We start from the raw sequence: 17,011 nt of genomic DNA, 5'->3' as shown, positions 1-17,011 counted from the left end.
AATGTTCGACATAAAACTCTGCCCTCCTTGACCCTCCCTAGCCTCCTTTGGCTAGCATGAAAGCAGGTCAAGAGAACCAGTGTTAAGCCCCAGCTTACTGGTCGGCAACCCTCCTCTCGCGGTGGGGTGCCCTGGGTGATGACCGGGTACACCTCACCGGCGGGGTGTGCAAGCGCGGGACCGATGCCCCATCTTCTTTGGGGACATACCTACCATCAATAATCTTTGTTGCGATCACTAGACACCCTAAAGATTTGGCATGCGGTTCCAACGTCTACAACCTATTTGGAGCAAGCATGACTAACGAACAGAACGCCATACCCACTCCTTCGCAGCCTGAAGGATGGAAATTCGAAACGAAACAAATTCACGCAGGACAAGAACCTGATTCGGCAACCGGCGCCCGTGCCCTACCGATTTACCAATCCACCTCGTTCGTCTTCAAGAATTCAGAGCAGGCGGCTAATCGCTTTGCCCTGGCAGAACTGGGGCCCATCTATACCCGCATTAACAACCCCACTCAAGAGGCAGTCGAAAACCGAATCGCCGCTTTGGAAGGTGGCGTAGGAGCACTTTTACTTTCTTCGGGTCAAGCGGCAACGACGAACGCTATCTTGAACGTGGCAGGAGCAGGCGACCATATCGTCGCGTCCCCTTCTCTTTACGGCGGATCCTTTAACCTGCTCAAATACACCCTGGCTAATTTAGGTATCGAAACTACGTTCGTCGCTGATCCTCTCAATATCGAGGACTGGAAGAACGCGGTGCGCCCCAACACCAAGGCGTTCTTTGGCGAAACGCTGCCTAACCCTCGGGGCGATGTCTTTGATATCGAGCCGATTGCAGAGGTCGCCCACGAGGCAGGCGTACCTCTTATTGTCGATAACACCATCCCTACCCCTTTCCTCTTAAACCCTTTCAAATTTGGCGCAGACATCGTGGTACATTCCGCCACCAAATACCTTGGCGGACACGGAACATCGGTGGGAGGAGCCATCGTAGATTCGGGTAATTTCGACTTTGGGAAAGACCCCGAGAAATTCCCCCTCTTCAACACACCAGATGAGGGTTACCACGGGCTGGTCTACGCCCGCGATTTAGGTAAGAACGGCGCATTCGGCGTCAATCTCTCTTACATTCTCAAAGCGCGCGTAGGGTTGCTCCGCGATTTGGGGCAGTCTATATCTCCTTTTAACGCGTTCAACATAGCAATTGGGCTTGAAACTCTTTCGTTACGCGTCGAACGCCATATAGAAAACGCCACTAAGGTAGCGCAATTCCTCGAAAATCACGACGCCGTGGAATCGGTGCAGTGGGCGGGGCTAGAATCATCGCCCTACTACGAGCTCAAGCAGAAGTACATTCCCCGTGGCCCCGGCGCCGTCCTCGGGTTCACTCTCAAGAATGCTGATTCAGCAAAAGCGCAGAAGTTCGTAGATGCGCTCCAACTCCACTCGCTGTTGGTGAATATAGGCGACGTGCGTTCGCTGGCGGTTCACCCGGCATCGACCACTCATTCCCAGTCCAGCGTAGAAGAACTCGAAGCATTGGGAATCAATCCCGCTTTCGTGCGCCTCTCTGTAGGTATCGAAAATATTGACGATATCTTGGCGGACCTGGAATTGGGATTCTCCGCCGTAGCCTAAAAGTATGTGTGCGCTGACCGGCGTTATCGCGCGCCGTGAGTTTTCGAAGGAGAGAACGTCTTGACGATTGCCCCCACCCAACCGCAGCAGGTGAAAACACCGCAGAACGGGCTAGTTCAAACGTGTGAAATTGGCAGCCTCACCTTAGAATCCTTAGAGATCATTCCCCAGGTCACTCTGGCGTTTGAAACCTGGGGGGAGCTCAATGAACACCGCGATAATGCTGTTCTCATTTTGCACGCGCTCACCGGCGATACACATGTTTCCCGGGCGAACATAACCGAGGATTCCCATACCACCAGCCCCGCCCAAGCGGCGGGCTGGTGGGAGGGGATCGTGGGCCCCGGTTGCGTGATTGATACTGAAAAATACTTTGTTCTAGCTCCCAATATTCTGGGCGGTTGCTACGGCTCTACGGGGCCGTCATCACCTACCCCTGAATCTATTGATTCATCGCGAAAGCCGTGGGGATCGAGGTTTCCTCTGGTAACAATTCGAGATACTGTCCATGCTGAAGCGCATCTGGCGGATGCCCTGGGGATAGAAACTTTCTACGCCGTAGTAGGCGGTTCGTTAGGCGGCGCTCGCGCTATGGAGTGGGCACTCACTTACCCGCACAGGGTAGAGCACTGTGTCGTCATTGCGTCAGGTCCCTCTGCTACAGCCGATCAGATTGCTTGGGCACAGTCACAAAACCTCGCGATTTCCCTGGACCCGAATTTTGCCGGCGGAGACTATTACGATGGATTACCCCCTGAAGGTGGCTTAGGTCTTGCTCGGCGCATCGCGCACACCACCTATCGTTCAGCCCCTGAACTCCATTTTAGATTTGGCCGAGTGGCCCAGCGTGGGGAGCGACCACTGCAAAAATGTCAGGCAGGGGAGCGGGGACGCTACGCTGTTGAATCCTATTTGGATTATCATGCGAAAAAACTTGCGGACCGCTTCGATGCCAATAGCTATTTGGCGATTAATAATGCGCTAATCAGCCACGACATCACACGCGGACGGGGCTCCCTGACCACTGCTTTGGCAGCGTCAACTTGTGAATGGAATATCGCCTACGTTGATTCGGATCGTCTCTTTTATCCCTCGGAATCTATCGTCATGGCAGCCTCGCTACCTCAGCCGGGGGAAGCTACGGCGATTCTTTCGCCGTCGGGGCATGACGGGTTTCTGATTGAAACCGATCAGATCGAACGGGTCTTACGCCGTACCTTCTAAGGTAAGCTGGCGAGCATGAATTTCGTTATTGAATACTCCAACCGTCCTGAAGAGCGCGAAGGTACTCACCTGATTCTCATGCTTCACGGGTATGGTTCCAACGAGCGTGACCTCCTGCAGATTGGTGAAATGCTCGGCGGGTCAGTGACCTACGCCGGTCTGCGTGCGCCTCAACCTGTGGGTACGCCGCTGTCCGAGGTAGGGGACACCGCAATCATCCCCGGCGCTGCTTTTGGCTACCAGTGGTATCCGCTAACGAACACGCTGGAATCGAATCAACGTGCGGTGGAACTTGCGACCGACTACGTGATTGATTTTCTAGAACAGGAAACTACAGGTTATGAGGCAGTGACCCTGATGGGGTTCTCGCAGGGCATGGCAATGGCGACGTCGGTGGCGCGCCGTCGTCCAGACCTCGTCCATGCAGTCATTGGTTGCAGTGGGTTCGTGATTCCTGACGGTGAAGACTATTTCAAGGATGCTGAGTTTAAGGCGAAGAACATGCCAGTTTTCTACGGTCGTGGAGACGCCGATACCGTTATTTCCCCCGAACGTGTGGACTTTGCAACGAACTGGCTCAAAGAGAACGCACAGGTGGAGTTGCACGTCTACCAGGGATTGCCCCACTCTATTAACCCTGAAGAAGTACGAGATATCGCCCGCTTTATGCAGAAACATATTCTCTAATATTTTAGAAGTCCGCCAAGAGGAGTGCTTGGCGGACTTTGGGGTAGAACATCTTAGTTTTCTACGGTCACCCGTGCAGCGAATCCGTTGAGTTCGACGACGTCGCCGTCGTGTAGCTGCTTTCCGCGTGCTTCTTCAATGTCGCCGTTAACTTTCACGAGACCATTTTGAATGACTTCGCGTGCCTGTGCGCCGTCTTCGACTAGATTTGCCAGTTTGATGAACTGGCCTAAGCGAATCATGTCGTCCCGAATCAATACTTCTTCAATTTCATTCATGCCGCTCATTCTATCGGGTGTGAGCTAACTGTTAGGCTGGAAGTAGCGCAAGAGCGCGCAAGACATTTATCCAACCCCTGCACGTCGTATCCAGCGGCGGAGTACTAGGAGTAAAGCATGGCAGCTAAATCCACCCTTGATAACGTCATCACCCTGGCTAAGCGCCGCGGGTTTGTTTTCCAGGCAGGTGAGATTTACGGTGGTACCCGCTCAGCATGGGACTACGGCCCTCTCGGCGTGGAACTGAAAGAGAACATTCGTAACGAATGGTGGAAGACTTTCGTGCGCGGACGTGAGGACATGGTGGGTCTTGACTCATCGGTTATTCTTCCCCGCGCAGTGTGGGAGGCATCCGGCCACGTAGCGACTTTCACCGATCCGTTGGTGGAGTGCCTCTCCTGCCACACCCGTCTTCGCCAGGATCACTTGCTGGAGGCTTTTGAAGATAAGCACGGCAAGGCTCCTGAAAATGGTATGGCAGATATTAACTGCCCCAAGTGCGGTAATAAGGGTCAGTGGACTGAGCCTCAGAACTTCTCCGGTTTGATGAAAACCTACCTGGGTCCTGTTGATAATGAAGAGGGGCTGCACTACCTGCGTCCTGAAACCGCTCAGGGTATTTTCGTGAACTTCAACAACGTCGTCACTGCTGCTCGCAAGCGCCCTCCTTTTGGTATTGGGCAGATTGGTAAGGCGTTCCGTAACGAAATCACTCCCGGTAACTTCATTTTCCGCACCCGCGAATTTGAGCAGATGGAGATCGAGTACTTCGTTCACCCCGACGACGCTCAGCAGCACTTCGATACCTGGGTTGAGGATTGCTGGAACTGGTTTGTTGACCTGGGCATTAACCCCGACAACATGCGTAAGTTTGATGTACCTGAGGACGAACGCGCGCATTACTCCGATGGCACTATCGACCTCGAATACAACTTCGGTTTCCAGGGCAACGCCTGGGGCGAGTTGATGGGTGTTGCTAACCGCACCAATTACGACCTCGGCGTCCACAACGAGCATTCCAACGCTAAGCTGGAATATTTCGACCAGGGAACCGGTGAACGCTACGTTCCTTACGTGATTGAACCGTCCTTCGGGCTGACCCGCGCGATGATGGCGTTCTTGGTTGATTCCTATGTTGAGGACGAAGCCCCCAACACTAAGGGCGGCGTTGATAAGCGCACCGTGCTCAAGCTTGATCCCCGCTTGGCACCGGTCAAGGCCGCAGTTCTTCCTCTGTCTAAGAAAGAAGAGCTGACACCGACCGCAGAGAAGCTGGCGGCTGAACTGCGTAAGAACTGGAATATTGACTACGATACGTCGGGAGCTATCGGACGCCGCTACCGCCGTCAGGACGAAATCGGTACTCCATTCTGCATCACCGTTGACTTCGATACTCTCGAAGACCAGGCAGTGACGATTCGTGAACGCGACACCATGAACCAGGAGCGCGTTGCACTAGATCAGGTCAAGAGCTATCTCGCATCTAAACTTGTAGGCTAGTAGCCGTCTTTATAGAAATGCCCCCGTGCTGAGAACTAACTCGGCATGGGGGCATTTTTACAATGAAGCAGGGGGACAGAAAAAATCAGATCGAGACGGTGGCGAGGGTAGGTGCACTGATCATGTCTGGATTTTTCAAGCTCTCCCAATCTTTGCGAAGAATTGATTTGATAATCGAATCATGAAAGGTGCCGTTGTAATAGAGTGTTTCGCGCAGTCGCCCCTCGGTCACAAAACCACAGGAGGAGTAGACGTATCGCGCACGCTTATTGAAATCGTAGACTTCCAAAGAAATACGGTTGAGACCGAGTTTCTCGAAACCGTAGTCCACCATGAGACGGGTGGCTTCGGTTCCCAAACCGCGACCGCGGCCACCCTCGCCAATTGCAATACGGTAATTGACGGATTTGTTGCGAGGGTCGTATTCGTTAAAAACTACTTCACCCACATACTGCTGGGTGTCTTTGCAAAAAATCGCTAAATCGAGACGGTTCTTCTGCTGGTTTCGTGTTTCATACCAGTGTTGAGCTTCTGAGAAGCTGTGCTCTTCTTCTGTTTGCTCCATGGTGTGTACTGATCCCGTCTTAACCAGTACCTCAGGATCTTTCAAGATCTCGACCATCGCGGAAGTTGCTTCATCGTTAAAGGGGCGAAGCTCTACTAGAGAACCAGCGAGCGTGGGCTTGGATAAGAACATATCTGCAATAGTCATATTCTTACCCTACGGAACTCTCAGATACCTTGGCAAAAGATTGCTTTAAACTGCACCGACGTGCATATGAACACTTGGTGAACCACCTCTTCTCAGCCAGCAGATGGAGCCTTTCCGCTTTAGTTTTGCCTGCGCTAAAGTTGAGTGAAATTGGAATTTGACCCATCTAAGAAATGATTTCCCTCCCGATGAAAAATGATTTGACTTTTCGCCCCTGGCAAGAGGGCGACGACCTCGAGCTACTCCAAATTTGGCCCGACGCCGAAAGCACTTCAGCGGCGACTTTCCGTGCGTCTTTCGCTCCGGATTCTGACGAATCGCCCTGGCGCCGCACCCTTGTTGCTGAGCATAAAGGGGTAGCGATTGCCGCTGCAACTGTCTATGAAACGTCCCTGCATGCTGAGCATCTATGGGCATATGTTGAGGTGGCGCCCGACCATCGCCGGGGCGGGATTGGCACCGAACTGTTAGAACGCCTGCGTAGGCTGGCGCAAGACTCTCCTTCGGGAGTAGTCTCGCTTCGCTCAAAAGTTGATGTGGAATCCGATGCCGTTGAATTTGCGTTAGCCCAAGGTTTCAAGAAGATTCAGCGCACGCGCGTCGTTCGAATAGAGGCTGGGGCTGTTCCCGGTGTACCCCTCCACCAGAACGAGGAGGGTGAAATGACTCAAGCAATTGAAGATATAGCTACCGGCTCTGTAGAACTCACTCAAAAGGTCTGGGATTTCTATCAGCGTTCGCATCAGTGGGACCCTCCGGCGCAGACGTCGCTGGGCCGCGTGAACAGGCTTTTCCTCTCCGATGAGGCAGAGGCATTCGGTGCATTAGTTCTACGAGATGATGTTCTCTCGGCGCGAGCAAATGGGAAAAAAGGTGACATCAAAGCGTTTGCCGTCAGCTACCGTCCGCTAGAGCACGACATGCCGGGATTTGAGGTAGAGGACGATGCGGCTACCGAAGTTCTGCTGGGATACGACTTTGACTATCCCCAGGCCCGAGAGGCAATCCTGCAGATGCTTTCACCCCTGGCTGCCCAGTATCCCGTCACTGTGGAGGTCACCGAGTCGATGGAAGACTTGTCCATCTTGATTGATCAGCTCATAAAGATGGGGGCTGCATCGGTGGTGGAGAACTCCTTCGTGGTCGTAGATTAAGTTTTTCGAATTATTCGTTGAGCGGATTTAACCTCGATTTATTCGTTGAGCGGATTTAACCTCGATTTATTCGTTGAGCGGATTTAACCTCGATTTATCCGGTGTTTCAACTTGTAAAACTAGGGTTTTGGGTGGCTGAGAGCCCTGTAATAAATCGTAAAATCAGGAAACTTACTATCAGTACGCTTAGTTTGAGTTGCAAAACGATGATGAGCATGCTTATGATATTTCTGGTCGATGCGTCAGACCGAAGTTCTGTAAACGAATGAACTTCGGAAATCCGTATCAAAGCAAAGTTAGAAAGAGGAAGCAATGACTAACGCAAACACTATTGAAAACCTGAAGCGTTCCACCGTCTTTTCACAGGACGGCGAGAAAATCGGTAAGGTCGGCGTTGTATACGTAGACGCTGATACTTCAGAGCCCACTTTCGTAACCGTAAACACCGGTCTGTTCGGCACCAACGAATCCTTCATTCCTGTCAACCAGGCACAGTACAACGGTGACGACATCACCGTTCCTTTCAGCAAGGAATTCGTCAAGGACGCTCCGAACATTGCTGAAGACGGCGAACTTTCACCTGAAGAAGAACAGCGCATCTACGACTACTACAATGGTCACTCAGGCATCACCAATGAGCGTCGTGAAAACCACGCTGGTGTAGCAGGCGCAGGCACCGCAGCAGGTGTTGCTGGTGACCGTCACGCAGACCACACCGACCGTCACGCAGCTGCTGGTGTAGACCAGGATCGCCGCGAAGCTCATGCTGGCCGCGACGGCGACGTTGTAGCTCACGAAGAGCGCCTAAACGTTTCCAACACCGCAACTGCTCGCGAAACCGGTCGTGTTCGTCTGCGCAAGGTTGTTACCACCGACACCGAGACCGTTGAGGTTCCCGTACGTCGCGAAGAAATCCATGTAGAGCGCGAGAAGATTGATCCTAACTCAGCAGAGGCACGCACCAACGCTGGCTACGACTTCAAGGAAGGCGCAGAGGACGTAACCGTAACCGCTTACGAAGAGCGACCCAACGTTACCGTAGACACCGTTGCTACCGAGCGCGTCAACGTTTCAAAGGACGTTCACACCGACACCGAGCGTGTACAGGGTGAAGTTCGCAAGGAAGAAATCCGCGTTGAAGGCGACGATGTAGATGCTCGTGACCGCAAGGATCGCATCTAATTTTGATTGCCTCAGGCAAACTTATTAGCTAAGCATTAAAAGAGTCTCCCATTCATTCGAGTGGGAGACTCTTTGTATAAGAAATACTTTTCAAATATAAACTTTTAAAGTTCGGAGGATACTCCCATGTCAGAGCTCATTGATCCCCGCAAGAAATTTCCCGTTATTTCTCCCCCCGAGCAGAGCCAGCCTAATCCCGGTCTAGATATCGAGATGACTCCTCTGGCAGATATCGGCGAAGAAAGCTACAAAGGCAACGGTCGGTTGAAGGGTCGTAAGGCGCTTATTACCGGTGGCGATTCTGGTCTCGGCGCGGCGGTTGCTATCGCTTATGCACGTGAAGGCGCAGATGTGGCGATATCCTACCTGCCTGAGGAGCAGCCTGACGCCGATCGCGTCATCAAAGCTATTGAGGACGCTGGTCAGAAAGCTCTCGCTCTTCCCGGCGATCTCATGGATTTGGAACAGTGCAAGAAAATCGTTGAAGAAACTGTTAAAGCCTTTGGTGGCTTGGACATTTTGGTCAACAACGCTAGCCGTCAGATTTGGCATGACGGGATTGAGGAAATCTCAGACGAGGACTTCGACAAGACCATGAAGTCTAATATCTACTCTTCATTCCGCGTGACCAAAGCTGCAGTAACGCATATGAAGCCTGGCTCTTCAATCATTTTCACTTCTTCGATTCAGGCATATGAGCCTTCGGAGACTTTGCTGGACTACGCGCTCACCAAGGCTGCAATGAACAACTTCTCTAAGGGGCTAGCTCAGGACTTGACGCCTAAAGGCATACGTGTGAACGCTGTTGCACCCGGACCATTCTGGACTCCATTGCAGCCTAGCCACGGTCAGCCGACGGAGAAGCTCACTCAGTTCGGTCAGGACACTCCCGTGGGTCGCGCAGGTCAGCCTGTTGAGATTGCGGGCGCTTACGTGTTCCTGGCGTCGGATGAAGCTTCGTATGTATCCGGTGAGACCCTTGGTCTAACCGGCGGTCGTCCCACCCCGTAAGCGGTTTTACTCTAAGTTTTGAGTAGCTGTTTCCCAATGGCGCACCAGCTCAGCATAGTCTGCGCGGTGCGCCGCTAGTTTAATCCCGGTGTGTTTATCATTGCGGGTTATATTTTCTTCTTGCCAGTGGGGGAGAGCCTGGTTGAAATGCCCGGCGATTTTGCCTTGGGCATTGCAGACGCGCCACCAGGGTACGTTGGTTCCCCACTTTGCCATGAGGTTTCCGACGACGCGCGGTGATTCGCCAGTAATTTTGCCAAGATCCCCATAGGTAGCCATTTTGCCGGCAGGTATACATTCTGCTGCGCGCAGAACCTTTTCAATGCGAAGATCGTCCATCGGTTAAATCACGTCCTTTGCTTTGCGGTTCTTCTGGCTGTCGCTTTCAGAATAAAGGGCTCGAAGCATGATTAAAAAGACTATTGACCAGATAATGCACTGCGAACCACTATCAAATAAAAGAGTTCCCATACTAATTCCCAAGGAACCTGCGTAGGTAACTAGCCATGGTTTCCACTGGATTCGTTGAGAACCTGAGCGAAAATCATAAAGTACGAAAAAACTGGCCACTGCGAAACAGAGGGCACCTATTACTCCTATGAGCCAGTGTTCTGAAAAGAGTGAGAGCACCAGTCCGTATACAACCCATACGGCGATGGTCCAGTATTTCTCGGAGGATTTGTGGGTATTACCAGGGGAGTTCTGCTGAGTCGTCAAGGAAAATCACCCATCCTGTAATTTGTTGGCGCATGTTGAAAAGTATCTGGCCTACTGGTTCGCCCCATTGGTGGCGAAGCCGATAGGTATATACAAAAGTTGTCCCGTTGTGCTCAATCCGCGAATTGCTGATTTCTATAAAATCTCCGCATGCCTCCTTTGTTTGATGCCAGATGCTGAGAATCTTTCGTTGGGAAAGCTGCCGGGCTGTCATATAAGTCATCAAAGAATGCAGTGTTGAAATATCCTCACGGTCTAACGCGGTAAAAAATGAGTCGGTAATTTGCTCGATTTCTTTTGTGATTGAATCCAGCGATTTGTCCGTAAGTTTGAGAGAAGCCTGCTGAAACCTTTGAGAGGCAGCTTGCTTGGAAACCCCCATCGCATCGCCGATTTGTTGCCAGGTGACGCCCGATTGGCGAGCTCGTCTCACCGCCTCCTCTAGTTGAGCAGATGCATCTAAGACCTGTTGGTGGGCGTTTGTAATACTGTCTAGTTCTGAAGGGTTTTTCTTCATTGGTTCTCATCAAGGGCTATTTATTTGTGACGTGTCAAGAATTCTTGATATTTCACATCTTTTCATGGCATATGTGATTTGTCAATGAAACTTTACTTTTGGCGTAATTGTTGCTGTGACCCACCCCTACCTGCCGGACAGTGCGGATTATGCAAGAATTGCAGGGTGACTCAAACAAGTGAAACCCCTCAAACTAAGACGAAGAAACTTCAGTTACCCCCGTTGCGACTGGGCAAGCATACGGTAGAAACGCCTGTTATTCTTGCGCCCATGGCTGGCGTAACCAATAAGGCTTTTCGCCGTCTCTGCCGCGAATACGGCGGCGGACTGTATGTTACAGAGATGGTGACCGCGCGTTCGCTGGTGGAGCGCCGTCCTGAGTCACTGCGTATCATTGAGCACGACGATGACGAGAAGATTCGCTCCATTCAGATTTACGGTGTAGACGCCGTCAACGTGGGTAAAGCCGTGCGCATGGTGGTAGAAGAAGACCGCGCCGACCATATCGACCTCAACTTTGGTTGCCCTGTACCTAAAGTCACCAAGTTAGGTGGCGGATCGGCTCTTCCCTGGAAGACCGATTTGTTCACCGCCATCGTGCAGAATGCGGTGAAAGAGGCAGCACGCAATGATATTCCGGTCACCGTCAAAATGCGTAAAGGCATCGACGATAACCATCTAACGTTCTTGGATTCAGCAAAGATTGCCCGCGATGCAGGTGTAGCTGCCATCGCTTTGCACGGTCGAACCATGGAACAGCACTACTCGGGTCAGGCTGATTGGGACGCTATCGCCGATTTGCGCGAAGCTATTCCCGATGTGCCCGTGCTGGGTAACGGTGATATTTTTAGTGCCGAAGACGCGATTGCCATGGTCGAGCAGACTGGCATCGACGGAGTAGTCGTCGGACGAGGCTGTCAAGGTCGCCCCTGGCTCTTTGGTGATTTGCAGAATGCATTTGAAGGCTCGGAAGCTCGCTTCAAGCCCGGTGTGAGTGAAGTAGCCGACATGATTTACCGCCATGCTGAACTGTTGGTGGAAACCTTTGGCGATGAGCTCAAGGGGTTACGCGAGATCCGCAAGCATGTTGCGTGGTACTTCCACGGCTACCCGGTGGGTGGCCAGCTGCGCCAGAAAATGGCAACTGTGCCCGATTTGGCAACTTTTCGTGAGTATCTCTCCGAGCTCGATCACTCAATCGGCTACCCCGGGGAAGCGGTTGAAGGCCCGCGAGGACGTGCAGGTAATCCCAAGAAACCCCATCTGCCCAACGGATGGCTCGATTCGCGAATTCTGGGTGATGCCGAGCGGCTCGGTCTGGTGGATGCGGAACTAGACGTATCGGGCGGCTAAAACTTCTCTTTCAAGGGCGCCTGCTGACTAAGCAGGCGCCCATTGTCATGCCCCGTAGAATAAAAGCATGAGCAAAATCATTGACCCTCAAGACGGCATGGTGCTGGGCGAAGAAGTAGCCAATACTCCCGGCTATTCGGATCAGGATGCCGCGAGATGGGTTCCCGAACACCATCGCAATATTTATCGCTCGGCTTTTGAACGCGACCGTGCGCGGGTTCTTCATTCCAGTGCATTACGCCGCTTGGGTGCGAAGACGCAGGTGATGGACCCTGATACGGATGATTTTGTGCGCACCCGACTGACTCACTCGCTTGAGGTTGCTCAAATCGGCCGCGAGGTAGGGCGCATGCTGGGGTGCGACCCCGACGTCGTCGATACTGCCTGCCTGTCCCACGATTTGGGTCACCCGCCTTTTGGGCATAATGGAGAAACCGCACTGAATAATCTCGCGCGAGAGGCCGGGGGATTTGAAGGTAATGCACAGACCTTGCGCCTGTTGGCTCGACTCGAACCTAAAGTGATTCGCCACGATGGCGGTTCGGCAGGGCTCAATCTCACCCGTGCCACACTCGATGCCACCTGCAAATATCCGTGGCGTATTGAAGACGCTCCCGAGAGAGCTGACGGCAGGCCCAACCGTAAATTCGGGGTCTATGCCGATGATATGCCCGTTTTCGACTGGTTCAGACGCGGTGCTCGCGAAGCCGGTGTGGCACCGCAGCAAAAATGCATGGAAGCTATGGTCATGGATTTGGCGGATGATATTTCCTATTCGGTCCACGATGTTGAAGATGCTGTTTTTGGCGGTCACGTTCAGCTAGAAGTTCTCAAAGATACTGCTAACCGGCAGAGACTGTTTGAGAAAACCAGGCAGTGGTATCTACCCGCGGTGGAGGATGAAAGATTAGATGCCGCCCTGATGCGTCTGGAGTCTTTGGAACGGTGGGTTCCCTATATGAGCGGTACCCGGGCGTCGATGGCAGCGTTCAAAGCGCTCACCTCAAAACTGATTGGTCGTTTCGCTGCGACGTCGATGGAAGCCACCCGGCAACAGTACGGAGTCGATAGACCTCTCACCCGCTACTCCGCGCAACTCATTGTGCCTGAAGAAACCGAACACGAAATTGCTCTGATGAAGGGCATCGCCACCACCTTCGTTATGACGGTACGCGACGCTCAACCTCACTATGAAAATCAGCAAGAAATCCTGGGGGTACTGGTAGAAGCTCTGCTGGAAAACCCCGACTATATGGATTCGGTCTTTCGCGCGGATATGCGCGAATTGGGTCAAAATGATGACACAGCTAAACTGCGTTTAGTAGTCGATCAGGTGGCATCCCTCACCGATCGTTCTGCCGTGGCGCTATACCGCCGTATTACCGGTAACCACTGGGTTCTGGGCGATAAACCACTGTGGTAGAAAGGAACCCCATGCGATCAAAAAATTCGGTCAAACAAATCATTATTGTCTCCATCGCAAGTCTCTGCGTGGGGCTGATGATTGGTTCACTCATTGGGTCATGGGTGTGGGGGCTGGCATCTTTCGCTATTGTGCTCTGCATAGGGTTATCCCCGGCTGATTTTGGGCTAGGGCGAAAGAATCCCAAACCTCCGCTTGAGGACGACGACGAACTGTAGGTCACATCAGCCCCACGCCCTCAGCTGACTCTCTTCACGCGCAGAAGCAATGCTGGCTATCATGTGTAGGTGGCTGGTTTGATTCGACGTGAAGATATAGATGAGGTTCGTTCCCGTACCGATATCCGCGAAATAGTTGAGGGTTATGTAACCCTCAAATCTGCAGGTATTGGTTCGTTCAAAGGGTTATGCCCTTTTCATGATGAGCGGAGCCCCTCCTTTCACGTACGCCCGCAGATGGGTACCTATCACTGCTTTGGCTGTGGTGAATCTGGTGACGTCATCTCTTTCGTTATGCAAATGGATCATACTTCCTTTACGGAGACAGTAGAGAAGCTGGCCGCCCGCATTAGCTACGAACTCCACTACGAGCAGGGCAGCGGCATCAGTAAGGAAGAAGTGGGGCGCCGCCAGCGCCTGTTAGACGCTCATAAAGTAGCCGCCGAATTCTTCCAAAAAAATCTTTACACCCCCGCCGCTCAAGAAGCCCAAAAATTTCTGGGTGGGAGAGGATTTGATCCGCGTTCAACTCAGCAGTTCGGCGTGGGCTATGCCCCGCGCGGCTGGGATAACCTCCTGAAATACATGCGCGCTAAAGGTTTCACCGAGGAAGAGCTCGAGGCCACCGGCATGTTCTCCCGGGGCAATCGAGGGCTTTATGATCGTTTCCGCGGTCGCCTCATGTGGCCCATTCGCGGTATCGCAGGGGAGACCATCGGCTTTGGCGCTCGCAAACTTTTTGAGGACGACCAAGGCCCAAAATATCTCAACACCCCAGAGACTCAGCTCTATAAGAAATCTCAGGTGCTGTACGGCCTCGATCTCGCAAAACGAAATATTGCTAAGAAACGCCAAATCGTGGTGGTCGAGGGGTATACCGACGTTATGGCTGCGCACCTTGCAGGTGTTGATACAGCTGTAGCAACTTGTGGAACCGCTTTTGGCAGCGGACATATCAAGGTAGTCCGCAGACTCATTAGCGACGACGGCACCGGCGGCGAAATTATCTTTACCTTTGACGGCGACGCCGCAGGGCAGAAAGCTGCCCTTTCGGCTTTTCAGGACGACCAGAAATTCGTTGCTCAAACCTTTGTGGCCGTTGCAAAAGACGGCATGGATCCCTGCGATTTACGCCTGAACCGTGGCGACGGCGCCGTGCGTTCGCTGATTGCCTCTCGCCGTCCGCTCTTTGAGTTCGCCCTTAAAGCTACCCTCAAAAACTACGACATGAACACGCTCGAAGGGCGGATTCGCGGTATGAGAGCGGTGGCTCCTATCCTTGCTGGGATTAAGGATCGTACGCTTCGCCCTGCCTATATCCGCGAGGTGTCGGGCTGGCTGGGCATCGAAACCGATGAAGTTCTACGCGCCGTTAACTATGCCCAGGAAAACCCTCAGCAGAGCCACCGGGATAAAGCTAAGGCAGAGCAGGAAGCGAAAGATGCCGTCGAGCGGGCGGAGCAGGCTCGTGCAGAGCAAGAAGCTAACCCGTTTGAGATACCTGACATGCGCGATCCCGTAGCGCGGATGGAACGGGAAGCTCTCGAAGTGGTTGTCCAGGTGCCGCACTATCTTTCCAATGCCCAGTGGCAAGAACTTGCTAAGGTTCAATACCGCTACCGCATGCACTCGGGAATTGCTGAGGGCATTATTGGTGCAGCTGCAGAGGTTGTTCCTGCCCCCGGCACCCACTGGGTTAACAGCGTACGTTCGCAGGCCCCCGAACCGGTTCATGCTCTACTTGCCGAACTCACAGTCTCACCGATTCCTGCGCGAACCGAAGAACAGCTGGCGCGCTATGTGCACGACATCTTAAATAGGCTCTTTGAACAGCAAATCAATCGCCAAAAATCCAACCTGTTGATGAATCTCCAAAGATTAGACCCGACAGCCGACGCCGAAGAATTCCAAGATATCCAGCGCTCCCTCCTGGAATTAGAACTTCGACGGCGTAGCATCATGGAGGGGCAGGACTAATCTGGTGCAAGTGAGGGAGGTCACCCTCGTTCAATTTGCACGGTTCTATAAACCTGTGTAGAGTTATTACTCGTTGCGGCGAACAAAAGCCCTAACAAAATATTCCTCCGTAGCTCAATTGGCAGAGCATTCGACTGTTAATCGAAGGGTTACTGGTTCGAGTCCAGTCGGGGGAGCATTTATAAAAACCCACCAGTTCTTGCTGGTGGGTTTTTGATTTTAAACAATAAACTTGTCGAAACGAACTATTTTCAGGTAATGACCAGGCGCTACACCGTATAAACTAAAGGGCTGATACACTAAAACCAAAGTAAACTTAGTTTAGAGGTAGGGTATGACCGAGAAAATCGTGACAGTCAACCCCGACAGCGCACGCGCAGAAAGCGTCCGCGTTGAAGGTGTTCGCACTGATGCAGCAAAAGGCCCCCGTGTACGCACAGCCTTTGCAAATCTCAAGGAAAGCGCAAGCCGTTCTATCGATGCCACTAAGGTTATCGGTCGTCTAGCGCCCAAACAGATTAAAGACGAGATTCAGATTGCAAAATTTGAACTCAAAGATAAAGGCATTGGCGTAGGTAAGGGCGCAGCGGTTGCCGCTGTTGGTCTTTTCTTCGCTCTCTGCATGCTCATTGCATTGGTGAGCGCAGCTATTCTAGGCCTGGCAGAGATTATGCCCGGCTGGCTCGCAGCACTCGTTCTCGCAGCAGTGTTCTTGATTCTCACCGCAATTTTTGTTCTCATCGGCATCGGCATGATTAAGAAGCAACTTCCGTTCAAGCCCGAATCCGCAATCTTCGGTGTTCTCTACGACTTGGGTGTTCTCAAAGATGGCTCCGCCATGAATTCCTCACGTTTGAAGCGTGAACAGGAAGAAAAGGCGAAGGCAAAGCAGGAAGAGAAGGAAGCCAAGAAGGCTGCTGAAAAGGAAGAAGCTGAGAAGGAAGGCGGGCAGGCTCCTGCCGCTAACGAAGACCAGCTCAAGCAGCGAACCAACCAGCGCCGTGAACACCTCAAGACTCTTCGCGATGACCTAGACCTACAGGTTAACAGCGTGAAGTCCGAAGGTACCAACCTGGTTGCTGGCTCCAAGGCTAATGTTCAGAACGCTCCCGGCGAGGCAAAAGTAAAGTTCGCATCTCACGGTCGTCAGTTCACCCAGAATGCAACTGACCCTGAAGCCCTCAAAGCCCGCTGGGGTTCATTCGCAGCTCTTGCAGCATCTGTCAGCGCGTTCTTTGTATTCCTCGGAAAACTTATCAAGCGCTAAAGACTCTAAGAGCACGTAAAAGATGAACGTCTCGTACCGAAAGGTACGGGGCGTTTTTCTGTAACCGCACAGGTGTGCGCCGTCGTCCAGACGCCTATATTTTCCCCCTTAATACAGCATCCTCGTGGCAAGCTTCAATCTGAAC

16 protein-coding genes, 1 tRNA gene and 1 riboswitch are annotated in these 17,011 nt (G+C 52.5%); of the genes, 13 read left to right on the top strand and 4 right to left on the bottom strand.

Going from position 1 to position 17,011, the window contains the following annotated elements; genetic code table 11:
- The first annotated feature begins 65 nt into the window (after positions 1-65).
- A riboswitch (SAM riboswitch) is annotated at positions 66-181 on the top strand.
- Between the two features lie 115 nt (positions 182-296).
- From IDM48_RS08295 to IDM48_RS08285, 3 genes are read left to right on the top strand one after another with little or no spacing between them, the layout of a single operon-like run.
- Positions 297-1,646, top strand: a complete 1,350-nt coding sequence (locus tag IDM48_RS08295) for an O-acetylhomoserine aminocarboxypropyltransferase/cysteine synthase family protein (protein WP_068171520.1) — start codon at positions 297-299, stop codon at positions 1,644-1,646.
- A 60-nt stretch (positions 1,647-1,706) separates the two neighbouring features.
- Positions 1,707-2,870, top strand: coding sequence for a homoserine O-acetyltransferase MetX (gene metX / locus IDM48_RS08290; protein ID WP_420803873.1), 1,164 nt, complete (start codon positions 1,707-1,709; stop codon positions 2,868-2,870).
- A gap of 15 nt (positions 2,871-2,885) precedes the next feature.
- Complete coding sequence (locus tag IDM48_RS08285; protein WP_190616903.1) at positions 2,886-3,557, top strand: alpha/beta hydrolase; 672 nt, start codon at positions 2,886-2,888, stop codon at positions 3,555-3,557.
- A gap of 53 nt (positions 3,558-3,610) precedes the next feature.
- Here IDM48_RS08285 and IDM48_RS08280 read toward each other — a convergent pair whose 3' ends face one another.
- Complete coding sequence (locus IDM48_RS08280; protein ID WP_186303172.1) at positions 3,611-3,835, bottom strand: RNA-binding S4 domain-containing protein; 225 nt, start codon at positions 3,833-3,835, stop codon at positions 3,611-3,613.
- Positions 3,836-3,952: 117 nt separating this feature from the next.
- On the opposite strand from IDM48_RS08280, the gene IDM48_RS08275 reads away from it, so the two are divergent.
- Positions 3,953-5,335 carry a glycine--tRNA ligase gene (locus tag IDM48_RS08275; RefSeq protein ID WP_190616901.1) on the top strand — a complete coding sequence of 461 codons (1,383 nt, stop codon included), beginning with the start codon at positions 3,953-3,955 and terminating at the stop codon, positions 5,333-5,335.
- An 85-nt stretch (positions 5,336-5,420) separates the two neighbouring features.
- On the opposite strand, the gene IDM48_RS08270 is transcribed toward IDM48_RS08275, so the two are convergent.
- Positions 5,421-6,047: a GNAT family N-acetyltransferase gene (locus tag IDM48_RS08270; protein ID WP_202939866.1), complete on the bottom strand. Its 627-nt coding sequence runs from the start codon at positions 6,045-6,047 to the stop codon at positions 5,421-5,423.
- 188 nt (positions 6,048-6,235) lie between these two features.
- On the opposite strand from IDM48_RS08270, the gene IDM48_RS08265 reads away from it, so the two are divergent.
- The 3 genes from IDM48_RS08265 to IDM48_RS08255 all read left to right on the top strand — a co-directional run bounded on the left by IDM48_RS08265 (position 6,236) and on the right by IDM48_RS08255 (position 9,394).
- Complete coding sequence (locus tag IDM48_RS08265) at positions 6,236-7,201, top strand: GNAT family N-acetyltransferase (RefSeq protein ID WP_190616899.1); 966 nt, start codon at positions 6,236-6,238, stop codon at positions 7,199-7,201.
- A 312-nt stretch (positions 7,202-7,513) separates the two neighbouring features.
- Entirely contained in the window at positions 7,514-8,383 is an 870-nt protein-coding gene (locus IDM48_RS08260; RefSeq protein WP_068171499.1) for a DUF2382 domain-containing protein, read from the top strand.
- 126 nt (positions 8,384-8,509) lie between these two features.
- Positions 8,510-9,394: an SDR family oxidoreductase gene (locus tag IDM48_RS08255; protein WP_151146450.1), complete on the top strand. Its 885-nt coding sequence runs from the start codon at positions 8,510-8,512 to the stop codon at positions 9,392-9,394.
- Between the two features lie 6 nt (positions 9,395-9,400).
- Here IDM48_RS08255 and IDM48_RS08250 read toward each other — a convergent pair whose 3' ends face one another.
- Both IDM48_RS08250 and IDM48_RS08245 read right to left on the bottom strand, forming a co-directional pair.
- Positions 9,401-9,733, bottom strand: a complete 333-nt coding sequence (locus IDM48_RS08250; RefSeq protein ID WP_190616897.1) for an MGMT family protein — start codon at positions 9,731-9,733, stop codon at positions 9,401-9,403.
- A 349-nt stretch (positions 9,734-10,082) separates the two neighbouring features.
- Entirely contained in the window at positions 10,083-10,628 is a 546-nt protein-coding gene (locus tag IDM48_RS08245) for a hypothetical protein (RefSeq protein WP_190616895.1), read from the bottom strand.
- A gap of 84 nt (positions 10,629-10,712) precedes the next feature.
- On the opposite strand from IDM48_RS08245, the gene dusB reads away from it, so the two are divergent.
- The 6 genes from dusB to IDM48_RS08215 all read left to right on the top strand — a co-directional run bounded on the left by dusB (position 10,713) and on the right by IDM48_RS08215 (position 16,866).
- A complete protein-coding gene (gene dusB, locus IDM48_RS08240; protein WP_190616893.1) occupies positions 10,713-11,981 on the top strand; it encodes a tRNA dihydrouridine synthase DusB in 1,269 nt (422 codons plus the stop codon).
- A 97-nt stretch (positions 11,982-12,078) separates the two neighbouring features.
- Positions 12,079-13,404 (top strand): deoxyguanosinetriphosphate triphosphohydrolase, encoded by a 1,326-nt coding sequence (locus IDM48_RS08235; RefSeq protein WP_377148848.1) that lies wholly within the window; start codon positions 12,079-12,081, stop codon positions 13,402-13,404.
- 11 nt (positions 13,405-13,415) lie between these two features.
- Positions 13,416-13,622, top strand: coding sequence for a hypothetical protein (locus tag IDM48_RS08230; protein WP_068167885.1), 207 nt, complete (start codon positions 13,416-13,418; stop codon positions 13,620-13,622).
- Between the two features lie 69 nt (positions 13,623-13,691).
- Positions 13,692-15,599, top strand: coding sequence for a DNA primase (gene dnaG, locus IDM48_RS08225; RefSeq protein WP_068167886.1), 1,908 nt, complete (start codon positions 13,692-13,694; stop codon positions 15,597-15,599).
- Positions 15,600-15,702: 103 nt separating this feature from the next.
- Positions 15,703-15,775 (top strand) — tRNA-Asn (locus IDM48_RS08220).
- 158 nt (positions 15,776-15,933) lie between these two features.
- Positions 15,934-16,866, top strand: a complete 933-nt coding sequence (locus tag IDM48_RS08215; RefSeq protein ID WP_190616891.1) for a phage holin family protein — start codon at positions 15,934-15,936, stop codon at positions 16,864-16,866.
- The last annotated feature ends 145 nt before the right edge of the window (positions 16,867-17,011 follow it).

The organism is Rothia amarae (genome assembly GCF_014705945.2).
GTDB lineage: Bacteria > Actinomycetota > Actinomycetes > Actinomycetales > Micrococcaceae > Rothia > Rothia amarae.
The sequence above is the reverse complement of the archived record's forward strand: the minus strand, read 5'-3'. Positions and strand labels throughout refer to the sequence as shown.